This window comes from Kribbella sp. NPDC048915, from assembly GCF_040649595.1.
Lineage (GTDB): Bacteria > Actinomycetota > Actinomycetes > Propionibacteriales > Kribbellaceae > Kribbella.
Map to the genome: position 1 here is coordinate 1 of NZ_JBEZFT010000039.1, position 22,627 is coordinate 22,627.

18 protein-coding genes and 1 pseudogene are annotated in these 22,627 nt (G+C 69.9%); 10 read left to right on the forward strand and 9 right to left on the reverse strand.

All coding sequences use genetic code 11. The annotated features are described in order from the left end of the window. Positions 1-592 precede the first annotated feature (592 nt). Positions 593-1,657, reverse strand: coding sequence for a TAXI family TRAP transporter solute-binding subunit (locus AB0B82_RS20415; protein ID WP_360170473.1), 1,065 nt, complete (start codon positions 1,655-1,657; stop codon positions 593-595). A 228-nt stretch (positions 1,658-1,885) separates the two neighbouring features. Between AB0B82_RS20415 and AB0B82_RS20420 the strand changes: the two genes are divergently transcribed. After that, positions 1,886-4,900, forward strand: coding sequence for a glycoside hydrolase family 38 C-terminal domain-containing protein (locus AB0B82_RS20420; protein WP_360170476.1), 3,015 nt, complete (start codon positions 1,886-1,888; stop codon positions 4,898-4,900). A 94-nt stretch (positions 4,901-4,994) separates the two neighbouring features. Then, positions 4,995-6,329, forward strand: coding sequence for a cytochrome P450 (locus tag AB0B82_RS20425; protein ID WP_360170479.1), 1,335 nt, complete (start codon positions 4,995-4,997; stop codon positions 6,327-6,329). A 69-nt stretch (positions 6,330-6,398) separates the two neighbouring features. On the opposite strand, the gene AB0B82_RS20430 is transcribed toward AB0B82_RS20425, so the two are convergent. After that, entirely contained in the window at positions 6,399-6,902 is a 504-nt protein-coding gene (locus AB0B82_RS20430) for a DUF5709 domain-containing protein (RefSeq protein WP_360170482.1), read from the reverse strand. A gap of 65 nt (positions 6,903-6,967) precedes the next feature. On the opposite strand from AB0B82_RS20430, the gene AB0B82_RS20435 reads away from it, so the two are divergent. Further along, on the forward strand, positions 6,968-8,122 hold the full coding sequence (locus AB0B82_RS20435; RefSeq protein WP_360170485.1) for an FUSC family protein: 1,155 nt from the start codon (positions 6,968-6,970) through the stop codon (positions 8,120-8,122). Positions 8,123-8,151: 29 nt separating this feature from the next. Then, positions 8,152-8,298 carry a hypothetical protein gene (locus AB0B82_RS20440; protein ID WP_360170488.1) on the forward strand — a complete coding sequence of 49 codons (147 nt, stop codon included), beginning with the start codon at positions 8,152-8,154 and terminating at the stop codon, positions 8,296-8,298. Between the two features lie 241 nt (positions 8,299-8,539). Here the strand turns inward: AB0B82_RS20440 and AB0B82_RS20445 are convergent, their stop codons facing one another. After that, the gene (locus tag AB0B82_RS20445; protein WP_360170491.1) at positions 8,540-8,989 is read right to left on the reverse strand and encodes an OsmC family protein; all 450 of its coding nucleotides are present in this window, start codon (positions 8,987-8,989) and stop codon (positions 8,540-8,542) included. A 5-nt stretch (positions 8,990-8,994) separates the two neighbouring features. Continuing rightward, positions 8,995-10,016: pseudogene (locus AB0B82_RS20450) on the reverse strand (phosphatidylinositol-specific phospholipase C1-like protein). A 153-nt stretch (positions 10,017-10,169) separates the two neighbouring features. Here AB0B82_RS20450 and AB0B82_RS20455 point away from each other — a divergent pair. After that, the gene (locus AB0B82_RS20455) at positions 10,170-10,787 is read left to right on the forward strand and encodes a TetR/AcrR family transcriptional regulator (RefSeq protein WP_360170494.1); all 618 of its coding nucleotides are present in this window, start codon (positions 10,170-10,172) and stop codon (positions 10,785-10,787) included. A 28-nt stretch (positions 10,788-10,815) separates the two neighbouring features. Here the strand turns inward: AB0B82_RS20455 and AB0B82_RS20460 are convergent, their stop codons facing one another. After that, positions 10,816-11,217 carry a DUF3592 domain-containing protein gene (locus AB0B82_RS20460; protein WP_360170497.1) on the reverse strand — a complete coding sequence of 134 codons (402 nt, stop codon included), beginning with the start codon at positions 11,215-11,217 and terminating at the stop codon, positions 10,816-10,818. 193 nt (positions 11,218-11,410) lie between these two features. After that, positions 11,411-13,273, reverse strand: a complete 1,863-nt coding sequence (locus AB0B82_RS20465) for a DUF5107 domain-containing protein (RefSeq protein ID WP_360170500.1) — start codon at positions 13,271-13,273, stop codon at positions 11,411-11,413. Positions 13,274-13,309: 36 nt separating this feature from the next. On the opposite strand from AB0B82_RS20465, the gene AB0B82_RS20470 reads away from it, so the two are divergent. Next, positions 13,310-14,965, forward strand: coding sequence for an FAD-binding dehydrogenase (locus tag AB0B82_RS20470; protein ID WP_360170503.1), 1,656 nt, complete (start codon positions 13,310-13,312; stop codon positions 14,963-14,965). Between the two features lie 67 nt (positions 14,966-15,032). On the opposite strand, the gene AB0B82_RS20475 is transcribed toward AB0B82_RS20470, so the two are convergent. Further along, complete coding sequence (locus AB0B82_RS20475; RefSeq protein ID WP_360170506.1) at positions 15,033-15,956, reverse strand: RIO1 family regulatory kinase/ATPase; 924 nt, start codon at positions 15,954-15,956, stop codon at positions 15,033-15,035. A gap of 150 nt (positions 15,957-16,106) precedes the next feature. Next, positions 16,107-16,820, reverse strand: coding sequence for an NIPSNAP family protein (locus AB0B82_RS20480; RefSeq protein ID WP_360170509.1), 714 nt, complete (start codon positions 16,818-16,820; stop codon positions 16,107-16,109). 165 nt (positions 16,821-16,985) lie between these two features. On the opposite strand from AB0B82_RS20480, the gene AB0B82_RS20485 reads away from it, so the two are divergent. The 3 genes from AB0B82_RS20485 (at position 16,986) to AB0B82_RS20495 (ending at position 19,662) form a co-directional block, all read left to right on the forward strand. Beyond that, complete coding sequence (locus AB0B82_RS20485) at positions 16,986-17,780, forward strand: sigma-70 family RNA polymerase sigma factor (RefSeq protein WP_360170512.1); 795 nt, start codon at positions 16,986-16,988, stop codon at positions 17,778-17,780. Positions 17,781-17,798: 18 nt separating this feature from the next. Then, on the forward strand, positions 17,799-18,689 hold the full coding sequence (locus tag AB0B82_RS20490) for a hypothetical protein (RefSeq protein ID WP_360170515.1): 891 nt from the start codon (positions 17,799-17,801) through the stop codon (positions 18,687-18,689). Positions 18,690-18,768: 79 nt separating this feature from the next. Continuing rightward, complete coding sequence (locus AB0B82_RS20495) at positions 18,769-19,662, forward strand: Ku protein (protein ID WP_360170518.1); 894 nt, start codon at positions 18,769-18,771, stop codon at positions 19,660-19,662. 12 nt (positions 19,663-19,674) lie between these two features. Here the strand turns inward: AB0B82_RS20495 and AB0B82_RS20500 are convergent, their stop codons facing one another. Continuing rightward, complete coding sequence (locus AB0B82_RS20500; RefSeq protein WP_360170521.1) at positions 19,675-20,343, reverse strand: hypothetical protein; 669 nt, start codon at positions 20,341-20,343, stop codon at positions 19,675-19,677. Between the two features lie 165 nt (positions 20,344-20,508). Here AB0B82_RS20500 and AB0B82_RS20505 point away from each other — a divergent pair, with 165 nt between their 5' ends. After that, positions 20,509-22,602: a thiamine pyrophosphate-dependent enzyme gene (locus AB0B82_RS20505; protein WP_360170524.1), complete on the forward strand. Its 2,094-nt coding sequence runs from the start codon at positions 20,509-20,511 to the stop codon at positions 22,600-22,602. Positions 22,603-22,627 lie beyond the last annotated feature (25 nt).

Below are 22,627 nucleotides of genomic sequence, written 5' to 3' on the forward strand. Positions count from 1 at the left end.
CCGTGTGAAGGGTACGGAACCCACAACACGATGGGTGAACCCACCGTGTTGTGGAAACCCGGTAGCGCCGACGACCACGCCACCACCCCCACGCCACCGCCCCGCGCCGTGCCACCACCCTCGCGCCGTACCACTACCCTCGCGCCACCACCCACCGCCACGACGCCGCACCGTCACCGCGTGCCGAACACCGCCGACCACATCACCGCCGGCTGATCCGCGGCACGGCATTCGAGCGGATAACCCCGCGTGTTGGGGGTTCTCCATCCGTACACGAGCAGAGAACCCCCAACTGGCGCGGTTATCCCATCGAGTTAGCCCGTACGATCCAGCACGGCCACGCGGTCACGGTCGGTCACGGTCGGTCACGGTCACGGAAAACTCTCCTAGAGAGTTTCCGCACGACACTGGAGGATTTTGCCCGCCATACGCGGGAAAATCCTCCTCAGATGCAGCTCGCAGTCAACGCCACGCCCCATCGCCGCCACGCCCCATCGCATCTACGCCGGAATTACCCCAGCCATCCCGCACCCCATCGGATCGCGACCACCGCGTCACGCCGGGCACCGCGTTTCGTACCCCGCGACGTGAGTCAGATGTGGTTCTGGCGGTACCAGCGTTCGGCGGCGGGGTGGAGCGGGACGGGCATGGTGGCGATCGCCGAGCGGGGGTCCAGGGCACCGGCTTCGGGATGGTCGGGGATCAGGTCGTTCTGGCGGCGGAACAGGGTGTTGACGGTCCACCACGCCCAGGAGTCCGGCAGGTTCGGCCGGGCGACCAGGTAGTTCGGGACCGCGAGCGTCGGCACCGACTTGGCCAGGCCGTACTGCGACGGCGGCACCGACGACACCACGAACCCGCCGAACTCCTGCACGGCGATGGCCTGGGCCTGCTTGCCGATGTCCAGCAGCCGGAAACCGATCGTCTTCTGCAGGTTCGCGATCGGGAGTGTCGGCACGCCACCGCTCCAGACGAACGCGTCGAGCGCACCCTTGGTGGCCTGGCCGCGGGGCTGGATCGCGGCCACCATCTCGCCGAGCGTCATGTTCCGCTTGATCACGTCGACACCGGCGGCGGCCAGGATCTTGTTTGCGACGATCTCGGTCCCGGAGTTCTTCGGGCCGACGCCGACGACCATCTTGCGGGCGTTCGGGTCGTCCGGGTTCGGGTTCAGGTGGATCAGCTCGGTCGCCTTCGACGCCATCGGGACGACGACGTGCACGTAGTTGTCGTACACCCGGGCGAGCGCGGTGAACCGCCGCTTTCCGGTGGCGAACGCCCCGGTCCCTTCGTACGCCGCCAGCGCCGAGTCCGACGTACACAACCCGAGGTCGGCCTTGTTCCCGGCGACCTGGAACAGGTTGTCGACCGATCCGTCGGTGACGATCGGCTTCAGCTCCTGCCCGGTGACCTCGCTCACCAGTGCGCTGACCGCCGTGCCGAAGGTGTTGTAGACGCCGCCGGCGTTACCGGTCGCGAACACCGCAGGCCCGGCCGGCGCCGGCTCGTCCGCGCGGCCGCGGGCGCAGCCGGGCAGCAGCACGCCGGACGCGGCGGCGGCGCCGAGGCCGAGCACGCCGCGCCGGGTCATCCGGGCGGAGCCGGGCTCAGGCAGACCGGACGGCCGGGAGGAGGGGAACAGGCGGGGGCGATCCATGCAGGACAACCTAGACAACAACCGGGCCGTGCGGGTAGCGGCGCCCGCACCCCGCAATCCAACCGCTACGCACCGGGACCCTCGCGACGATCCGCACCGGACCCGGCAACGAGATTCACACAGCGAGAGTGAAACTGCGTCTGGACGCATCCGGGGTCCGTGTGACAGCGTTGTCATCGGCGCGGCCGGGTCGGTCGCCCCGACGCTCATTTCCCGGAGGCTGATTTCGTGCACGACGACCGTCAACTCATCGAGGAGCGGCTGAAGCGCGCCCTGCGGGAGCGGCTCCGCCCCGCGATCTACGGCGCGGCGGTCCCGCTGGACATCGAGGTGTGGCACGCACCCGGTGAACCGGTGTCCCCCGCCGAGGCGCTGGCCCAGACCTTCGAGCCCGCCCAGATCGGCCTGCCGTGGGGTCCGGCGTGGGGCACCGCCTGGTTCAAGTTCAGCGGCCAGGTACCGGCCGAGTGGACCGGCCAGGAGATCGAGGCCGTCATCGACCTCGGCTTCAGCGGCGGCCCCGGCTTCTCCGCGGAGGGCCTGGTGCACACCACCTCCGGCCGCCCGCTCAAGGGCCTGCACCCGCGGCAGACCTACGCCCCGCTGTCGATCCTCGGCCCGGACGGTACGGCGGCCTCGCCGGGCGACCGGATCGAGTTCTACGTCGAGGCCGCGGCCAACCCGGAGATCCCGCTCGACAACGCCTACGCAAAGGTCGACATCGGCGCCAAGCTGGGCGACACGCCGATCTACCAGCTGACCCGCGCGGACCTGGCGGTCTTCAACGCCGAGGTGTGGGACCTGATCCTCGACCTCGAGGCGCTCGACGGCCTGCAGCGTGAGCTGTCCCTGCAGGACCCGCGCCGCCGGGAGATCCTGCGGGCGCTCAGCCGCTCGCTGGACGCACTGGACTACGAGGACGTCGCCGGCACCGCCGCGGACGCCCGCGCCCAGCTGACCGACGTCCTGAGCCGCCCGGCGCACGCCAGCGCGCATCAGCTGTCCGCGGTCGGCCACGCGCACATCGACTCCGCGTGGCTCTGGCCGCTGCGCGAGACCCGCCGCAAGGTGGCGCGGACGGTGTCCAACGTCGCCACGTTGGCCGAGGAGTACCCGGAGCTGGTCTTCGCGTTCTCGCAGGCCCAGCAGCACGCCTGGGTGAAGGAAAACTACCCGGAGGTCTGGGAGCGGCTGAAGAAGGCCGTTGCCGAGGGCCACATCGTCCCGGTGGGCGGCATGTGGGTCGAGTCCGACACCAACCTGCCCGGCAGCGAGGCGCTGGCCCGGCAGTTCGTGCACGGCAAGCGGTTCTTCCTGGACGAGTACGGGATCGACACCCAGGAGGTCTGGCTGCCGGACTCGTTCGGCTACACCGCGGCGCTGCCGCAGCTGGTGAAGCTGTCCGGCTCGAAGTGGTTCCTGACCCAGAAGATCTCCTGGAACAAGGAGAACAAGTTCCCGCACCACACCTTCTGGTGGGAGGGCCTGGACGGGACCCGGGTGTTCACCCACTTCCCGCCGATCGACACCTACAACTCCGACCTGTCGGGCCGCGAGCTGGCGCACGCGCAGCGTAACTTCGCCGAGAACGGCGCGGCGACCCGCTCGCTGGTCCCGTTCGGCTACGGCGACGGCGGTGGCGGCCCCACCCGCGAGTTCGTCGCGACCGCGCGCCGGGTGGCGAACCTGGAGTCCTCGCCGCGGGTGACCATCGAGTCCCCGACCGAGTTCTTCACCGCCGCCGAGGACGAGTACCGCGACCACGCGCCGGTCTGGTCCGGGGAGCTCTACCTGGAGATCCACCGGGCGACGTACACCTCGCAGGCCAAGACCAAGCAGGGCAACCGGCGCACCGAGCACCTGCTCCGCGAGGCCGAGCTGTGGAGCGCCGCGGCGGTCGTCGCTGGCAAGCTCGATACGTACCCGTACGAGGACCTCGACCGGCTGTGGAAGGTGGCGCTGCTGCACCAGTTCCACGACATCCTGCCGGGCTCGTCGATCTCGTGGGTGCACCGTGAGGCCGAGGAGACCTACGCCAAGGTCGCCGCGGAGCTGAACGCGATCATCACCAAGGCCCAGCAGGCGCTGGCCGGCGACGGCTCGGAGCAGATCGTCTTCAACGCCGCCCCGCACACCCGCAACGGCGTCCCCGGGCTCGGCGCGGGTGTCGCATCCGTCGACGGCCAGGCGGTGACGGTCGACAACGGCGTCGTGGACAACGGCCGGATCCGGGTCACCATCGACGAGCGCGGCCTGATCACCTCGCTGTACGACGTCGAGGCGCAGCGCGAGGTGATCGCACCGGGTGCCGTGGGCAACCTTCTGCAGCTGCACGTGGACACCCCGAACCACTGGGACGCGTGGGACGTCGACTCGTTCTACAAGAACAACGTCCGGGACGTGACCGAGGTCGACAGCGTCGACTTCAGCACCGTCGACGGCGTCGCGACCGTGGTCGTGAAGCGGTCCTTCAACCGGTCCACGGTGACCCAGACGCTGCGCATCCGCCCGGGCACGAAGCGGGTCGACATCGAGACCGAGATGGACTGGCACGAGTCGGAGAAGTTCCTCAAGGCGGCGTACCCGGTCGACGTACACGCGGACCGGTCGGCGTCCGAGACGCAGTTCGGGCACATCTTCCGGCCGACGCACCAGAACACCTCGTGGGACGCGGCGAAGTTCGAGATCGCGGCGCACCGCTGGGTGCACGTCGGCGAGCCCGGGTACGGCGTCGCGGTGGTGAACGACTCGACGTACGGTCACGACATCAACCGGACCGCCCGCGAGGACGGTGGCACCACGACCACGATCCGCACCTCGCTGATCCGGGCGCCGCGGTTCCCCGACCCGAAGACCGACCAGGGTGTGCACACCGTCAACCACGCGCTGGTCGTCGACGCTGGGATCCCCGAGGCGATCGAGGAGGGCTACCGGATCAACCTGCCGGAGCGCGTCGTCAGCGGTGCCGCCGGCGTCGAGCCGATCGTTGCGGTCGACAACGACAACGTGATCGTCGAGGCGCTCAAGCTGGCCGACGACCAGTCCGGCGACGTGGTCGTCCGGCTGTACGAGTCGAGCGGCGGTCGCGCCCGGGCCACCGTCACGCCGGCCTTCGCGGCGGCGTCGGTGACCGAGGTCGACCTGCTCGAGCGGCACCTGGCCGACCGTGAGCTGACGGACAACGGGGTGAGCTTCGAGCTCCGTCCGTTCCAGATCCTCACGCTGCGCTTCAAGCGTTCCTGACCCATCCCCTGAAGGCCCGCCCGATCCCTCCCCCCGGGCGGGCCTTCACCTTTCCTGCCTGCGCTGTTCAGCTGCCTGTCGTAGCGTTGAAGGCATGGCGCGGACACCTTTGCTCGGCTCCCGGACGCTCGACCGGCAGACGGCCCGCACGCTGCCGCCGGGTCCGAAGCTGCCGACCATCGTGCAGAGCCTGCTGTTCGCGAGCCACCGCAGTACGTTCTTCCCCCGGATGCGGGAACGGTACGGCGACGTGTTCACGATCCGGCTGGTGCCGACGAGCCGCGTGTGCGTGGTCCTGAGCCGGCCGGAGCACATCAAGGAGGTCTTCGCCGCGTCGCCGTCGGTGATGCACGCAGGCGAGGGGAACATGGTGCTCGAGCCGATCATGGGCTCGCACTCGCTGCTGCTCCTCGACGACGAAGACCACGCCCGGATGCGCAAACAGCTGATGCCGGCGTTCTCCGGCGCGGCGCTCCGCGGGTACGCCGGGATGGTCCTCGAACTCGCCCGCGCCGAAGTGGCCGAGTGGCCGGTCGAGCAGCCGTTCGAGGTCCACCAGCGGATGCGGAACCTGACGCTGGAGATCATCCTGCAGGTGATCTTCGGGGTCACCGACGTCGATCGGCTGAACACGCTGCGCCCGCTGCTCGACAAGATCGTCTCGGTGTCGCCGGTGATCATGCTCGGCGGGTTCTATCCGCAGCTGTTGCGGATCCGGCCGTGGAAGTCGTACCTGGACACGCAGCGGCGCGTCGACGAGATCCTGTACGACGAGATCGCCGCGCGCCGCGGGACGTTCGCCGGGCGTACTGACGTACTCTCCCGACTGCTTGCCGCGGGCAACTGGTCGGACGTGGAACTGCGCGACCAACTGGTGACGCTCCTGCTCGCCGGGCACGAGACGACCGCGACCGCGCTGGCCTGGACGTTCCACGAGCTCGCGCGGCGGCCGGACGACCTGCAGTTCGGGCAGCGCGCCGCCGACACCGGCGCCGACGACGAACTCGAGGCGATCGTCAAGGAGTCGCTTCGGCTGCATCCGGTCGTCTATCAGGTAGGCCGCCGACTGACCGGCACTGCGGACGTCGCCGGCTACCGACTGCCGCGCGGAACGACGATCATGGCCGCGGTCGGCCTGGTGCACGCCGACGGCGAGCACTTCCCGGCGCCGAAGGAGTTCCGCCCGCGCCGCTTCCTGTCCGAGGATCCACCCGCGCCCGGCACCTGGATGCCCTTCGGCGGCGGCGCCCGGCGCTGCATCGGCGCCGGCTTCTCCCTGATGGAAGCGACCGAAATCCTCCGCGCCGTCCTCACCACCTACGACCTGCACGCCCCCGACCCCACCCCCGAGCCACCCCAGGCCAAGAACGTCACCCTCGTCCCGCGCCACGGCGCCCGCCTGCTAGCCACCCGCCGTACCCGCACCTGACCCCGCGCACCACCGGCGCGGCCACGCCTCGCGCCGCGCGCAACTCGGGCGCACCGGCTGGCGCGGGGGTCAGTCTTCGAGGTCCGTGACGTCGCCCAGGTCTACGTCGCGGTAGCTCTCGAGGTCCTGGTCGTCGTCGGAGTCGAGTTCGAAGTTGTCCTCGTCGTCGACGACGTGGACCGCGGCCTCTTCCGCGCCGGCGGCGGCGCCGTCGATGCCGACGTCCTCGGCGTACAGCTCGCTGTCCTCGTCGCGGTGCGCGCCCTCGTCGGTGGCGACCAGGCGGCCGGAGCGCTCCGAGCCGACCTCGGGTCCGCCGACGTCCTCGCCGTCCTCGGCGTACGGGTCGACGTCCGGGACCTCCTGAGCGATCCGCTGGTCCAGGGACTCGCCCTGCAGTGCCTCCTCGGCGGTCGTGCCGAAGCCTTCACCCGCGGACCACTTCTCGGGCGGTGAGTAGCCCTCGTCGAGCAGATCGGCCACGCCGCGGTTGTCGAGCGTGTCCTCCGGCTGCAGCTGGTCCTCGTCGTCGACGGAGTAGCTGCCGTAGTCCTCGCGGTTGTTCTCGGTCATGAAGCCACCCTGAACCGTGGGCGCGAGTGAATCAAGCGGGCGCACCCATCCCGCACAATGGCTGCGTGGATCCGGTCAGGCTGACGTTGGACCAGTTGCGTGAGCTGCGCGACGACATCGCGCCGCAGGCCGCGCGCCGGTCGCGTGCCTCGGTCCGCCGCCGGACCGAGCGTCTGCGTGACCGGGCGTTCTTCATCGCCCAGTGCGCGCTCGCGGCCGGTGTCGCGTGGGCGCTGGCGCGGTACGCCGTCGGTCACAAGCAGCCGTTCTTCGCGCCGGTCGCGGCGATGGTGTGTCTCGGGTTCAGCTTCGGTCAGCGGCTGCGGCGGGTGGCCGAGGTGATGGTCGGCGTAGCGGTCGGGGTCGGCGTGGGCGACCTGTTCGTGAAGGTGTTCGGCACCGGTGTGCTGCAGCTGATCTTCGTGATCGCGCTCGCGATGACCATCGCCGTACTGCTCGGCGCCGGCAACCTGATGACCACGCAGGCCGGCGTCCAGGCCGCGATCGTGACCACGCTGCTGCCCAATCCGGGTGCGGGCTTCAGCCGCTGGCAGGACGCCGCGCTCGGCGGACTGGTCGCGCTCGCGGCCGCCACGATCGCACCGGCCGCCGCGATCCGGCGCCCCCGGCAACAAGCCGCCGGGGTCCTCGCGGAGCTGGCCGAGATTCTGGTCGAGACCGCCGACGGGCTGCGGTCCCGCGACGAGGACGCTGTCACCGACGCGCTGCGCCGGGCCCGGGCCAGCGAATCCCAGCTCGACGACCTGCGCAGCGCCGCCGACGAGGGCGTCGCGGTCGTCCGGCTGTCGCCGTTTCGTCGGCGGCAGCGCGGCCGGGTCGAGGAGATCGCCGAGCTCGTCGTACCGCTCGACCGCGCGATCCGGAACATCCGGGTGCTGGTACGCCGGTGCGCGGTGTCGGTGTGGCGTGACGAGGCGATGCCCGCGGAGTACCCGATCCTGCTCGAGCGCCTTGCCGACGGCACCCGGCTGATCGGTGCGTCGCTGTTCGAACCGGCCGCGGAGGTGGCCGCGCACCGGGTCCTCGGTGAACTCGGCCGCCGGACTGCGGAACTGCCGCTGCCGGCCGGGCTGTCCGCGGCGGTCGTCCTCGGCCAGGTCCGCTCGACGATCGTCGACCTGCTCGAGCTGACCGGCACGTCGTACGACGACGCCCGCAGGCTCGTCCCGCTCCGGCTGGACGGACTCGACGAAAGCTAGTGACTCAGGTCACATCTCGGATTCCCGTCATGACTTCGCGGCGACCGCGTCTCACCGGCATGACGATCCACCGACTGATGAGCACGATGGCCACCGAGCAGGTCCGTGAACTCGAGGACCTCCTGGCCGCGACCCAGACCACCGACGACCGGACCGACGCCACCGCCGAGCAGTAATCCGGCGCCTTCCGGGCGAACGGGTCCGGGCGGCGCACCCGAACGGTCTTGCCCACCGAGCCAGACCGCACGGATGTCGCACACGAACGCAGAGGCGCCCCGTGCGAAGCGCCCGCGGACCCGTTACCGGTGCACCACCACAGGGGTGCACCTCACCACCCGCCGACCGTCCTGACGCCGTTTGCGCGAGGCTCAGGCCGGTCGGCGGGTAGTTACATTTTCGGCCGCCGATCCCGGCAGCTCAGTTGCCGGAAGCAACCGTGATCTCGGTGGTCACGGAGTTCGCGATGAAGCATTCCTGGTGGGCCAGGTGGTGCATCCGGTCGATCGTGGCCGCGTCCGGCTCCGCGCCGCCCCAGACGACCTTCGGGTGCAGCGTCACCTGCGTGATCGCGAGTCGGCCGGCCGCGTTCTTCGCCATCACGCCGACCGCGTGGTCGTCGTACGCGTCGACCACCAGCCGCTTGCGGGCCGCGATCGCCAGGAACGTCAGCATGTGGCAGGACGACAGCGCCGCGACGAACGCCTCCTCCGGGTCGACCGGGCCCGGGTTGCCCAGGTACTTCGGGTTCGCCGAGCCCGGCACCGTGACACCGCCGTCGAAGCGCCACTCGTGGTCCCGGTCGTAGGTCTCGTAGCTGAACTCGCGCTCACCACGGCTCCAACTGACATCGACCACGTGCTCCGACATTCAGGTCACCTTCCCGCGACGTCTCCGCGGCACCAGTTCGGCGCCGTCACCGGATTGCATCGTACGGCGGTACGCCCGGGCAGCTTGGCGACGAAGTCGCTGTCGTACCGCGCGGCCATGCCCGCGACCGGCCAGTCGGTCGTCACCACCTGCGCGCCGCTGGCCAGCGCGATGCCGAGCCGGCTGTAGTCCTGGTCGCGGATCGTCGCCATCGGCTCGTCGGAACGGGTCCGGATCAGGTACCCCTTCGCGACCAGCCGCTGGATCTCGGCCTGGTTCGCGCCGCGCGGGTCGTTCACCTGGGTGATCGCCGCATCCGGCTCTCCCTCCGGGCCCCGGGTGAAAACGGCCCGGCCTTCCAGGTTCGGCCGGTCGGTGCGGTACAGGTCGCGGATCGCCCCGGGACCGCCGTTGTCGAAGTAGAACAGCACCTGGCCGCGAGCCTCGTCCAGCTTCGGCCAGCCCTTGGTCAGCACCGACTGCTCGAGCGTCAGGCCGGGTTTGCGCAAATCGTCGGGGGTGAGCAGCTCCCGCTCGGAGAACACCGACCGGATCTCCCGGTCGACGCCGTCCAGGGCGGCCGCGTCCCACGGCGGCGACTGCACGCCGCCGGCCGCGACCACCCTCGGGTCGGACTGCTTCAGTTCGAGGTTGATCGTGATCGGGATGTGGTTCGGGTTCCGGTCCGACCAGGTCTTCACCTGCTGCAGGCAGCGGACGAAGGTCGAGCAGGTGGTGTTGTAGTCGAAGTCGGGGACGTGCATGACCTTGATGCCCGGCTGCGCCATCGCGGGGTCGGTGAGCGGGCCCTGACCGGTCAGCTTCCGGATCAGCGGGTGGTGTACAGGCCGCCGTCCGGATCCGGGAGCAGGTCGAGCTCGAGGGTCCGGATGTTCTGGTCGCTCAACTGCTGACCGAGCGGCGCGTGCGAGTACCAGAGGTTGACCGAGCCGGGTTCCAGGGACTTCTGGACCTGCTGCTCGGCCGGACTGAGCTCGCGGTGGTACGAATTGTGCGACCCGATCATCTGCACCTGGTTGAACCGCAGCCGCCCACTGTTGTCCGCGGGCCCGCTGTCGCGAGCAATCGCCTCGACGAAAGAACCGACGTGTCGCCAACTGTCGGCAATCTGTCACACAGAGGTGGCAACGATGTCCCGCGGAATGTGGACAATGAGTGAATGGTGACTTCGGGGGCCTATCCGCTGCGCCGGACGCCGACCCAGGATCGGGCCAGCCGCCAGGTCGAGCGGATCCTGGACGCGGCCTGCGCCGAGGTGGTGGAGCGCGGGTACGACGCGGCGTCGACGAGCGGGATCGCGAAACGTGCCGAGATCGCGGTCGGCAGCGTGTACCGGTACTTCCCGGACAAGCGCAGCCTGATCCAGGCGATCGAGCGCCGCAACCAGGCGCGGTACACCGAGGCGGTCCGCGAGCGGCTGGCCGCGGTGGCGAACTGGCGGCAGGCGGTCGACGTCACGCTGGACACGTTCCGCGAGATGCACCGCACCGACCCGGGTTTCAAGGCGGTCGTACTGAGCGGGCTCGGCGATCCGGAACTGGAGTCGAAGCCGGGTGAGTTCGACGACCAGCACGCCGGGGAGTTCGCGGAGTTACTGGCGGCGCGCTTCGGGGCCCGCGACTCGCGGGACTTCCGGCTGGCGGTGACGCTGAGCATCACGATGGGCGAGGCCTTGGCCCATCTGGCCGATCGGTTGCCGCTGGACGAGGCGGAGTACGTTCTGAGCCGGGGCCGCCCGGTGCTGTACGACCTGCTCGCCCCGCACCTTCCTGCTTGAGCCGAGCGCGGCTCAAGCAGGACGTTCTTCAGGCTGCCGGAGCAGCGGAATACGGTCCCAGGGTCGGCCAGTGGCTGACCCGGCCGGCCAGGCGGGCCCGGCGTGGCGTCCGGACGTCGTAGACGACGATCACCCGGTCACCCTTCGCGTAAGGAATACGGCTTCCGACGGGGAACTTGCGAGTGACCTGGAACGGTCCCTCACCCCGGCGGCTGTAGTACTCGACGATGACCTCGGTGTAGACCGCCGGGGCACCGTTCTGCAGTTGGCCGCGGACCGGGCCACGCACCCGGATCACCTGTCCCGCGGTCTTTTCTTCTGTGCCGGTGGGGCGCACGTCTCGCCGGAGACCGGCCAGAACCTCGGTCACGATGAAGGCCGCAACCACCAGCACCAGGCCGAACCCACCGAGCACAACGATCGTCAACATGGCACTCACCCCCGACGCGCCGCCCGCGAGCGACGCGGTCGTCTGTCGAAACTGCCTTGTGCGGCAGGTGCCGCACACCGGTGGGACGCCACCGGACTCCACTTGGTTCCAGGTAAGTACAAATTCCTTTCTACAGGACCATAGTAGAGTCCGGTGGAGCGGTGTTACCAGAGGTAGAGTTGACGTGTAGTTGTCAGTTTCCGCCCATCCCGAACTGGTACTGCGGCGGCACCGGCCGCTGCGTTCCGAGCGCCTCCTCGGCAGCCAGCCAGTAATCGGTGAGCGGGTTCGCGCCTTCCCGGACCGTAGCCAGCTGGATGCCCACGGCCAGCAGATCGTGCGCTCGCTGCGGATCACCGGTCTCCAGCGCGTGGCGCACCCGCAGCAGCTGGATGCGCGGATCGTCGGGGGCGTCCACGAGCATCCGCTCGGCTCGCTGTACGTCGGTACCGAGCGCGAGGGTGACCGCCTCCGCGACGAGCTCCACCAGCTCGGGCCGCAGCTCGACAGCGCGCTCGTAGTACGCCAGCTCGCCCGTCACGAGGCCAAGGTTGCGCAGCGCCCACACGTTGTCCCCGGACCGCCGCCACGCCTCGACGGCACCGTCGACATCGCCGTGGTAGTGCCGCGCCACGCCGCGGTGGTACCAGACCAGCCAGTTCTCCTCGGCCGCCTCCAGCAACTCCCGCCACGCCACCAGCGTCCCGTCCGGTACGGCGTCGCTCACCGGCAACCGCCCCTCGAGCAGCGGCAGCCACGCCCTTTCGCGCGCGGTCATCGTGTCGTCGTCGAACGGCGTACCGTCCGACACCGTCCAACCCGTCCGCTGCAATTCCAGCGCACCCCAGCCGGACCCGGTCGCGAGCCGTTCGGCCGGAACCGCGTCGACGATCTCCAGCCATGCTTGCTCACGAGCCGGCAGTTCGGTCAGCAGGTCCTGCAGCGCTGCCGCACCACCGGTGCGGGCGGTCGTCCAGTCCTCGGAGTGCGCGACACCGGCGTCCATCGAGAGTCGCCCGTACGCTTCCAGCCAGTGCCACGACGTCCGGGCGGGCAGCTTGAGGTGCTCCATCTGCGTGCGCGCCAGTCCGGCCTGGATCTCGGCGTACCCGTCGCCCTCCAGACCGGGCGACAACCACTCCTGCCAGCGGCGTCCACCGTCGCCCTGGCCCCAGACGAAGAGCTTGCGCCCCGGCAGTCGTACGGTCGACGCCTGGACGAGGCCGTTGCCCGCGCCGTCGACCGACGCGATCCACGACGCCTCGCCCGGTAGCGGCTCGAAGAAGTAGTCGATCGCCCGCGGGTGCCGCATCGGGTAGGTGAGGTCGGTCTGGACGTCGACCAGGTCCAGCCGGCGCGTGTACCCGAACTGCCACGCCTGGTCGGCGGGCACGAGCACCCGACGGTCCGGGGATTGCGGTACGGCGATGTTCGACCACCAGTACGCCGGGACCTCGACGTCGGACGGGTTCTGCAGCCGCACCCCGACGTACACGAACTCCGAGCCCTCGGGCAGGAGGAAGTCGAGTTGGGTGACGAGGTTGCGGGTGCGCTCGAGTTCCCACAGCCGCAGTACCGGCGTGCCGTCCGGGCCCTCGACGCGGGCGGCGTGCATCGGCGCGCAGGTACCGGTCCAGTGGCCGGTGCTGCCGACGTTCCATTCGACGCCGCCGGCGAACCAGGCGTTGCGCAGGGCAAGGTTCGCCGGCTGGAAGACCGGGTTGCGATAGAGCAACTCCTCGCCGCTGTCCTTGTGGACGAGCGACATCAGCCGGCCGCCGAGGGTCGGCAGGACGACCAGCTTCAGGTGCTCGTTCTCCAAGGCGAGGGCCGGGAAGGCCGTCTCGGTCAGCACCCGGTCGTACCCGTCCTGGTTCAGGCACGGCAGTGGACTGTGCAGGCGCCCGTACCCGATGTTCTCGCGCAGGTCAGCAGGCAGCTCGTCGAGGTTCTCGACGTGATGCGGTTCGCGGTGCATGCGGAGCGGGGCGAGCGGGTTCTCCGGACCGAGCGAAGCTGCGGGAAGTACGACGTTTTGAGCAGAAATGATCGTCACTGCCCCATCCTCCCAAGTGCGCTATACATTCTCGACATGGACGCTGATGTGATCGTCGTCGGGGCGGGGCTGGCCGGTCTGGCCGCGACCGCCGAACTGGCCGACGCAGGCCGGAAGGTACTGCTGCTGGACCAGGAGCCGGAGGCGTCGCTCGGCGGCCAGGCGTTCTGGTCCTTCGGCGGGCTGCTGTTCGTGGACTCGCCGGAGCAGCGCCGGATGGGAATCAAGGACTCCCACGACCTCGCCCTGCAGGACTGGCTCGGCTCGGCCGGGTTCGACCGGCTGGACGACGAGGACAAGTGGGCGCGCCAGTGGGCCGAGGCGTACGTCGACTGGGCGGCCGGCGAGAAGCGCCCGTGGCTGCATGCCCAGGGCGTGCGCTTCTTCCCGGTGGTCGGCTGGGCCGAGCGCGGTGGCTACACCGCCGACGGGCACGGCAACTCGGTGCCGCGGTTCCACATCACCTGGGGCACCGGGCCGGGCCTGGTCGAGCCGTTCGAGCGGCGCGTCCGGGAAGCCGTCGCCAAGGGGCTCGTGGAGTTCCGCTTCCGGCACCGGGTCGACGAGCTGACGATGACCGGCGGTGTCGTCGACGGCGTCGCGGGCAAGGTGCTCGAGCCCAGCGACGTACCGCGGGGTGCACCGAGCTCACGCACCGAGACCGGTGACTTCAACCTCCGGGCGCAGGCGGTGATCGTCACCTCCGGCGGGATCGGCGGCAACCACGACCTCGTCCGCGCGCAGTGGCCGCAGCGGATGGGCAAGCCGCCGGAGCGGATGATCAGCGGCGTCCCGGCACACGTCGACGGCCGGATGCTCGCGATCACCGAGCGCGCCGGCGGCCGGTCCGTGAACCGCGACCGGATGTGGCACTACACCGAGGGCATTCAGAACTGGGACCCGATCTGGCCGCTGCACGGCATCCGGATCCTGCCCGGCCCGTCGTCGCTGTGGTTCGACGCGACCGGCAAGCGGCTGCCTGTGCCGCTGTTCCCGGGGTTCGACACGCTCGGGACGCTCGAGCACATCATGCGGACCGGGTACGACTACACGTGGTTCGTCCTGACCCAGAAGATCATCGAGAAGGAATTCGCCCTCTCCGGCCAGGAGCAGAACCCGGACCTCACCGGCAAGGACATCCGCGGCGTGCTCGGCCGCGCCCGCGGCGGGCCGACGGCGCCCGTGCAGGCGTTCATGGACAAGGGCGAGGACTTCATTGTCCGCGGCAACCTTCCGGACCTGGTCCGGGCGATGAACGACCTCACCGGCGACAATCTGATCGACCTCGACGACCTGGAGCGGCAGATCGTCGCGCGGGACCGCGAGCTGACCAACACGTTCACGAAGGACCTGCAGATCACCGCGCTGCGCGGTGCCCGGAACTACCGCGGCGACAAGCTCATCCGGGTCGCCTCGCCGCACCGGATCCTCGACCCGAAGGCGGGGCCGCTGATCGCGGTCCGGCTGAACATCCTGACCCGCAAGTCGCTCGGCGGCCTGCAGACCGACCTCGACTCGCGGGTGTTGCGAACCGACGGCACACCGCTGCCCGGTGTCTACGCGGCCGGCGAGGTCGCGGGCTTCGGCGGCGGCGGCGTGCACGGGTACCGCTCGCTGGAGGGCACGTTCCTCGGCGGCTGCCTGTTCACCGGCCGTACGGCGGGGCGCGCGGCGGCCAAGGCCGTGTCCTGAAGGCAGCATCCTGAAGGATTGAGCCTGAAGGCTGTGTCCTGACGCCCCGCCGCGGTTCACCGACCGATCAGAACACCATCGTGAGCAGATCGGCGAACAGCTCCTGTTCGTCGATCTCCAGGCCGCGGTTGGTGAACCAGGCCGCCATGTTGCGGCAGTCGCGCAGCAGGAAGTCCATCCCCTTCGGGTTGCCGACGACATCGACCACCTGCGGCAGGTCGATCATCACGATCCGATCGCCCTGCGCGAGCACGTTGTACGGCGACAGGTCTCCGTGCGCCAGACCGGCCCGCGCCAGCTCGCGCATCCCGTCGCGGACCTGCTCGAAGTAGCTGCCGAGCAGGTCCTTCGGCGGCCGGACCTGGGCGAGCCGTGGCGCGGCGCCGCCCTCCCCGTCGTCGATGAACTCCATCAGCAGCTCGGTGCCGTCGACCTGCACCGGGTACGGCACCGGAACGCCGGCCTTCCACAGCCGGTTGAGGGCGTCCCATTCGGCGTACGCCCACTGCCCGGCCGCGACCGACCGGCCGTGCGCGGTCTTCTTCGCCATCGCCCGGCTGTCCCGGCTGTTGCGGGTACGGCGCCCCTCGACGTACGCCGTACTGCGGTGGAAGGACCGGTGTTCCTCGGTGCGGTACCGCTTCGCGGCCAGCAGCGAGGACTTCGCCGGGTTGTCGCCGATGGCTTCGACGGCCCGTTCGAGCAGGAAGACGTCGGCTTCCTTACCGGTTTTGAGGACGCCGAGCTCGGTGTCGATCGCGGCCTGTTCCGTCACCACCCAGTCCGGGCGGGGATCAGGCCCGCGAGAGCCGCGCTCGACGTCCAGCCAGGTGGACCACCGCTGATCCGGGCCGAGGTGCTCGTCGACGGCGTGGAACGCGAAGACGAACGGACCGTCCGGATCGGGTCGGGACTCGTCGTCGACCGATTCGGGCCGGCGGGAGTCGTAGTCGTCAGAGAAGAGTGAAGTGAGGTCGTACTCGGTAGACAACGGAGTTGCTCCTGAACGGTGAGGTGGGACTGACGCGGACATGCCGCAGCACAGTGATGGCCATCCGTCAGCCCTCCTTAGGTCCAGGCAGCGCTCTCCGCCGCACGGTCAAACCAGGATGCCCGGCCCGCCCCGGACCGCGCAACGCAATTACCTGAGCTGTGAGCGGGCGGTCGGCCGCAGCCGCAACTCCTGGGCCGGCTTCGCCGAGCGGCAGACCAGCTCAGGCAGCACCCTCCGCTGCCACGCGGGCGAGTCGGCGAGCCGCTGCCGATGGTCGTCGTACGCCGCGTCGTCGGCGAACCGTGTGAACCAGGCCAGCACCACCTCGTCGCGCAGCGGCAGCCGGGGGAAGTTGTTCTCGGCAACCACACTGGTGAACACCGCAACGGGTTCGGCGCCGGTCGCGGACAGCACCGGGAGCACGTGATCGGTGAAGAACTCGACGAACCCGTCGTCCGCACTGCCGCGGTGGTAAACGGCCCCGGCGATCACCGAGGCTGCCGGCGTACCCGGCCTCGACGCGTCGAGCGTCGGGTACCCGGCGGTCAGCCGGGCCGGCCGCAGGAGCAGCGCGTTGTCGGAATCGACCATCGTCGCGTTCGCAGCCGTTGAGTGCTCGCGCCAGACCGGGCCGTAGTAAAACGTTTGCAAGGCCTCCGCACGGGCCGGCAGATCGCGGAAACCGCGAATCCAGACGAACCGGTTCGGGTCGTCGAGATCCCGGAACTGGCCGACGATGTGCATCCCGGCCCGTTCCTGACTCTCGACGAGATGGGTGTCGAAGACATCGATCAGCCGATCCCGTTGTCCGGCACGCAACGTGTACTGGCGCAGGTCGACGACGGCGCAACACTCGTTCATGAGTGCGAGCAAACCATCGAAACCTGACAGTTACTGTCAGGCGTTACGTGTTTCAAACAGCCGTAACAGCCGAGTACTTGATCTCGCCGCCCGAGTTTGGTCTGGTGGAGACAAGTGGTTCAGCCCCTGCCACGACACGCACGACGACACGCCGAGGTATCTCCCGTGACGATCGCCGCTGCAGAAGTCTCGAAACAGACAATTGCCGACGCAACCTACGAGCTGCTGCTCGAGGCCGACAGGGTCCCGGACCCGCGCCATCAGGAATGCCTCGATCAGGTGGTTCTGCTGAACGCCCCGGTCGCCCGCTCGATAGCGTCCCGCTACCGCAGCAAGGGCGTCGACGCCGACGATCTCGAACAGGTCGCGTACCTCGGCCTGGTGAAAGCCGCGAACGGCTACCGCCTGAACGCGTCGACCCCGTTTCTGTCGTACGCCGTACCGACGATCCGCGGCGAGCTGAAACGGTACTTCCGGGACTGTGCGTGGACGATCCGGCCGCCGCGCCGCGTGCAGGAAATGCAGGGCACGATCGCCGCGGCCGAACCCGAACTGATCCAGCGGCTCGGCCACGTGCCGACCGACGAGGAGACCGCCAAGGCGCTCGGCACGGACGCCTCCGAAGTCGCTGAGGCCACCTCGGTCCGCGGCTGTTTCAGTACCCTCTCACTCGACGCGCCCGGGGCGACGGACGGCGCGACGACGCTGATGGACACGGTCGCCGGCGCCGAGGACGGGTACGAACTGGTCGAGAACGTCCATACGCTGTCGCCGGCCGTCGCGAGTCTGGGTGAGCGGGACAAGCGGATCCTCAAGCTGCGGTTCTGCGACGGATTCACCCAGGAGGAGATCGGGCAGGAGCTGGGGGTCAGCCAGATGCAGGTCTCGCGACTGCTGCGCGGCATTCTGGAGACACTGCGCACCGAGCTGGCCGAGCAGCGGGGTCTCAACGGCAGCTGATTCGGGTACCGTCGGCTCGTGGACTTCGAGGAGGCGGCGGACGCGGTGTACGCGGCGCCGGCGGCCGACTTCATTGCTACCCGCAACGAGCTGGCGAAACAGCTGAAGGCCGACGGCGACACGCTGGGCGCGACGCGGCTCAAGGCGCTGCGCAAGCCCACGGTCGCGGCCTGGATCGCGAACCTGGTGGCCCGCAAGCTGCCCGACGAACTCGACGAACTGCTCGCACTCGGCGACGAATTCCGGGAGGCGACCGCCGACCTCGACGGCGAGCGGCTCCGCGAGCTGACGCCGCAACGTCATCAGTTGCTCGACAAGCTGACCGAACAAGCCACCCGGCTCGCGAACGAGGAGGGCCAGAAGGTCAGCGCCGACGTCGGTCAGAAGCTCCGCGAAACACTCGACGCGGCCTTGGTCGACCCGGCCGCCGGGGACGCCGTCCGTGAGGGGCGGCTGAGCAGCGCGCTGCGACACGTCGGCTTCGGCGTCGTCGACGAGAGCGGCGAACCGACCAACGTCACCCCGCTCACCGACGACCGCCGCAAGGCCGCCCGCGAGCGCCGCAAGGCACAGCAGGCCGCCGAGACCGCTCAGGGGGACACCAAGGAGTCGGCGGCCGAGCGCAAGGCGCGGGAGGCCGAGGAGCGCGAACGGCGCGAGCGCGAGGAACGCGAGGCAGCCGCGAAGGCCGAGGCCAAACAGGCGTTCGAGGACGCCGTCGCCGCCGCGCAAGAAGCCGAGTCGAAGGTGGAGGATCTCGACAACCGGCTCGACGAAGCCCGCGAGGCCCTCGCCGAAGCCCAGGCACTGGTTCACCGACTCGGCAGCGAACTGGACGAGGCCCGCCGAGCCGCCCGTGAGGCGCAGAAGGCAAGCCGCGAAGCCCGGAAGCACTACAACCGGCTCTGAAGACACCTGTTCCGAGGGCGGCGGTACGAAACGCGCCGGGCTGGGTACCTGCCGGTCCAGGAGCGGAAGGAGCCGGCGGATGGCACGGGCGATCTGGAGCGGGTACATCAACTTCGGGCTGGTGTCGGTCCCGGTCGGGCTGTACAGCGCGACGCAGGAGCACGAGATCGACTTCCACCAGTTCCAGCAGGGGACGTCGGACCGGATCCGGTACAAGCGGGTGAACGAGCGCACCGGCCGCGAGGTCCCGTACGAGAAGATCGTCAAGGGGCACGACGTCGGCGGCGGCGAGTACGTCATCGTCGAACAGGACGAGCTGGACGACATCGCACCGGGCAAATCCCGGTCGCTGGAGATCGGCACGTTCGTCGACCTGGACGAGATCGACCCGCTGCACTTCCAGAAGAGCTACTACCTGGCGCCGTCGGACGCCGAGAACGCCTCGTCGTACGCGCTGCTGCGGGACGCGCTGGCCAAGACGAACCGGGCCGGGATCGCGAAGTTCGTGATGCGCGGCAAGGAGTACCTGGCCACGATCCGAGCGGACGGCAAGGTGCTGGTGCTGGAGACGATGTACTTCGCCGACGAGATCCGCGACCCGGACGAAGAACTCGGTGACCTGCCGCGGAAGTCCGGTGGCGGCAAGCAGCTGTCGATGGCCGTCGACCTGATCGAGGCGATGAGCGGCGAGTGGAAGCCGGCGGCGTACCAGGACACCTACACCGAGCGGGTCAAGGAGCTGGTGAAGTCCAAGCATCAAGGCAAGGAGGTCGTCTACTCCGAGGAGGAGCCGCAGGCGACGAACCCGACCGACCTGGTCGCCGCGCTGCGCGCGAGCGTCGAGGAGGCCCGCAAGTCCCGGTCGGCACGCTCCAAGTCGGGCAAATCCACCGCGAAGAAGTCCCCTGCCAAGAAGTCCCCAGCCAAGAAATCTACCGCCAAGTCGGGTCAGGGCCGCAAGAAGGCCGCCTGACGACGGTTTGCATCAGGCCGGGGTGGGGCCGTCGCCTCCGGCTGGGAGGAGGTAATGGCTCGGGTTGGCCGGGGCGCCGGCTTCGAGCCAGCGGTGGAACCCGGCCGGATTCCGGCGCTCGAATTCGTCCAGGCAGATCCGGCGTACCTCGGCCACCGCCTGCCGGTCGCGCAGCCCGGTGCCCTGGGCGAGCTGCGTGGCCGTCTCGGACCACACCCCGCACAGCTCCTCGATCGACAGCGGGCACTGCAGCGACGCGATCAGCCGCTCGTCCTCGGCGACCTGGATCTCGGACAGCTCCTTCAGCCGCCGCTGCTGACGCGACGTCCGGCGGCGCGGCTCCCGGCTCGGTACGGCGAAGTCGATCAGCACGAACAGCCCGGCGAGCGCCAGCGCCACGACCACACCGATCGCGCCCCACGCGAGCAACCGCACCAGCCCGGGCAGGCACAACACGCCGATCGCCGCGGTCCCCGCGACCTTCACCGCCGAGCCGTACGGCGCCTCGTCCGTGACGTGCCGGACCACCATCGCCAACGGCCAGACCAGCGCGAACACGACCGCCAGCAGGACGGCGGCCGCGAGCGGACCGAGCAGCAGGACGCCGGCCAGCGCCCCGGCTGTTCCGACGCCGAGACCGGCCGCGACCCCCGCCCGCCGAGCGGCCGGGGAAAGGCGCATCACCACAGCTCACCCACCGTCCCCACACCCCACAGAGTCCGCCTTGTCCGATGAACGAACAACCCTTCGGCCCGGTTCCCGGCCGCCGCGCGGGGCGCCGGCTGTGACCAGTTCAATCCGTGGGCGGAGCTGTCAACGTCCGCGCGATCCCGGATCATGGATCAAATGAGGACCTTCGCCGACCGCGTCCGCAGCCTCGCCCCGGCGCCGTGGGAGCACGACGACGAACTGCTGCGCACCCTGTTCGACGCCCAGCTCGGGAGCCGGCACGCGGATCTCGCGGCCCGCTGGATGCAGTCCCAGGGCACCGGTTTCTACACGATCGGCTCGGCCGGTCACGAGGGCAACGCGGCCGTCGCCGCGGCCCTGGCGCCGACCGACCCGGCGCTGCTGCACTACCGCTCCGGCGCGTTCTACCTGGCCCGGGCCGCGCAATGCGGGTCGAAGGACGGTCTGCGGGACATCCTGCTCGGCGTCGCCGCGGCGACCAGCGAACCGATCGCGGGCGGCCGGCACAAGGTGTTCGGGCGGCACGACCTGTCGATCATCCCGCAGACGTCGACGATCGCCTCGCACCTGCCGCGCGCGATGGGCGTCGCGTTCTCGATGAACCGGTCGGCGAAACTCGGCGTACCGTCCCCGTGGCCGTCCGACGCGATCGTGGTGACCAGTTTCGGCGACGCGTCCGCCAATCATTCGACCGCGACCGGCGCGATCAACGCGGCGTTGCACGCGTCGTACCAGGGGTTGCCGATGCCGTTGCTGCTGGTCTGCGAGGACAACGGCCTCGGGATCAGCGTGCGGACGCCGGACGGCTGGATCCGGCAGGCGTACGGCTCGCGGCCCGGCCTGCGGTACTTCGACGCGGACGGCACGGACCTCGACGCGGCGCTGTCGATGGCGACCGAGGCGGCGACCTTCGTCCGGCGGAACCGGCGGCCGGCGTTCCTGCGGTTGCGGACCGTTCGGCTGCTCGGGCACGCGGGTTCGGACGTGGAGACGGCGTACCGGTCCCCCGCCGAGGTGGCCGCGGACGAGGAGCTCGACCCGCTGCTCGGTACGGCGCGGTACCTGCTCGGCGCCGGCTACACCGCGGACGAGATCGTCGAACTGTACGAGGACAAGCAGGCCGAAGCGCTCCGGATCGCGGCCGACGTCGCGGGGCTGCCCCAGCTCACGTCCCCCGAGGCCGTCGCGGCGCCGCTGCGCCTCCCCGAACCGTCCGTGGTCGCGGAGGCGTTGCCGGCCCGGAGCCCGGCCGGCGAGCGGGTCACCTTGAGTCAGGCGATCAACCGCGCGCTCAACGACGTACTGGCGTCGTATCCCGAGGCGATGGTCTTCGGCGAGGACGTCGGCCGCAAGGGCGGTGTGTACGGCGTGACGCGCGGACTGCAGAAGGCGTTCGGGCCGGCGCGGGTGTTCGACACGTTGCTCGACGAGCAGTCGATCCTCGGGCTGGCGCTCGGCGCGGGGGTGTCGGGGTTGCTGCCGATTCCCGAGATCCAGTACCTCGCCTATCTGCACAACGCCGAGGACCAGTTGCGCGGTGAGGCGGCGTCGCTGAAGTTCTTCTCGCAGGAGCAGTACGCGAACCCGATGGTGCTGCGGATCGCCGGCTACGGCTACCAGAAGGGCTTCGGCGGCCACTTCCACAACGACGACGCGATCGGCGTGCTGCGCGACATCCCCGGCCTCGTGATCGCGTCACCGTCCCGCCCGGACGACGCCGCCGCGATGCTGCACACCTGCGCGGCGGCGGCACGATCGTCCGGCACCGTCAGCGTTTTCCTCGAGCCGATCGCGTTGTACCACCGGCGTGACCTCTTCGCGGAAGGTGACGAGCAGTGGCTGACGCCGTACGACGGTGCGGCGGCACCGATCGGGCGAGCGCGGACGTACGGCGACGGCACCGAGCTGACCATCGTGACGTTCGGGAACGGGGTGCCGATGAGTCTGCGGGTGGCCGCGCGGGTGCCGGGGGCGCGCGTGCTGGATCTTCGCTGGCTGGCTCCGCTGCCGGTCGAGGATTTGTTGCGCGAGGCAACCGCTACCGGCCGCGTCCTGGTCGCCGACGAGACCCGGCGCTCCGGCGGCGTGTCCGAGGGCGTGCTCGCCACGCTGATCGACCACGGGTACTCGGGCCGGCTCGCGCGGGTGACCAGCTACGACTCGTACGTGCCGCTGGGCAAGGCCGCCCACGAGGTCCTGCTCAGCGAGCACGACCTGGAGGCTGCCGCTCGCAAGCTCCTCGCGGACTGACTACCCCGCTGCTCAGCCGAAGGGC

Coding starts and splice junctions, on each gene's coding strand:
- AB0B82_RS20415 (WP_360170473.1), bottom strand. CDS start 1,657: ATGGATCGCCCCCGCCTGTTCCCCTCCTCCCGGCCGTCCGGTCTGCCT.
- AB0B82_RS20425 (WP_360170479.1), top strand. CDS start 4,995: ATGGCGCGGACACCTTTGCTCGGCTCCCGGACGCTCGACCGGCAGACG.
- AB0B82_RS20430 (WP_360170482.1), bottom strand. CDS start 6,902: ATGACCGAGAACAACCGCGAGGACTACGGCAGCTACTCCGTCGACGAC.
- AB0B82_RS20440 (WP_360170488.1), top strand. CDS start 8,152: ATGACTTCGCGGCGACCGCGTCTCACCGGCATGACGATCCACCGACTG.
- AB0B82_RS20445 (WP_360170491.1), bottom strand. CDS start 8,989: ATGTCGGAGCACGTGGTCGATGTCAGTTGGAGCCGTGGTGAGCGCGAG.
- AB0B82_RS20455 (WP_360170494.1), top strand. CDS start 10,170: ATGGTGACTTCGGGGGCCTATCCGCTGCGCCGGACGCCGACCCAGGAT.
- AB0B82_RS20460 (WP_360170497.1), bottom strand. CDS start 11,217: ATGTTGACGATCGTTGTGCTCGGTGGGTTCGGCCTGGTGCTGGTGGTT.
- AB0B82_RS20470 (WP_360170503.1), top strand. CDS start 13,310: ATGGACGCTGATGTGATCGTCGTCGGGGCGGGGCTGGCCGGTCTGGCC.
- AB0B82_RS20480 (WP_360170509.1), bottom strand. CDS start 16,820: ATGAACGAGTGTTGCGCCGTCGTCGACCTGCGCCAGTACACGTTGCGT.
- AB0B82_RS20495 (WP_360170518.1), top strand. CDS start 18,769: ATGGCACGGGCGATCTGGAGCGGGTACATCAACTTCGGGCTGGTGTCG.
- AB0B82_RS20500 (WP_360170521.1), bottom strand. CDS start 20,343: ATGCGCCTTTCCCCGGCCGCTCGGCGGGCGGGGGTCGCGGCCGGTCTC.
- AB0B82_RS20505 (WP_360170524.1), top strand. CDS start 20,509: ATGAGGACCTTCGCCGACCGCGTCCGCAGCCTCGCCCCGGCGCCGTGG.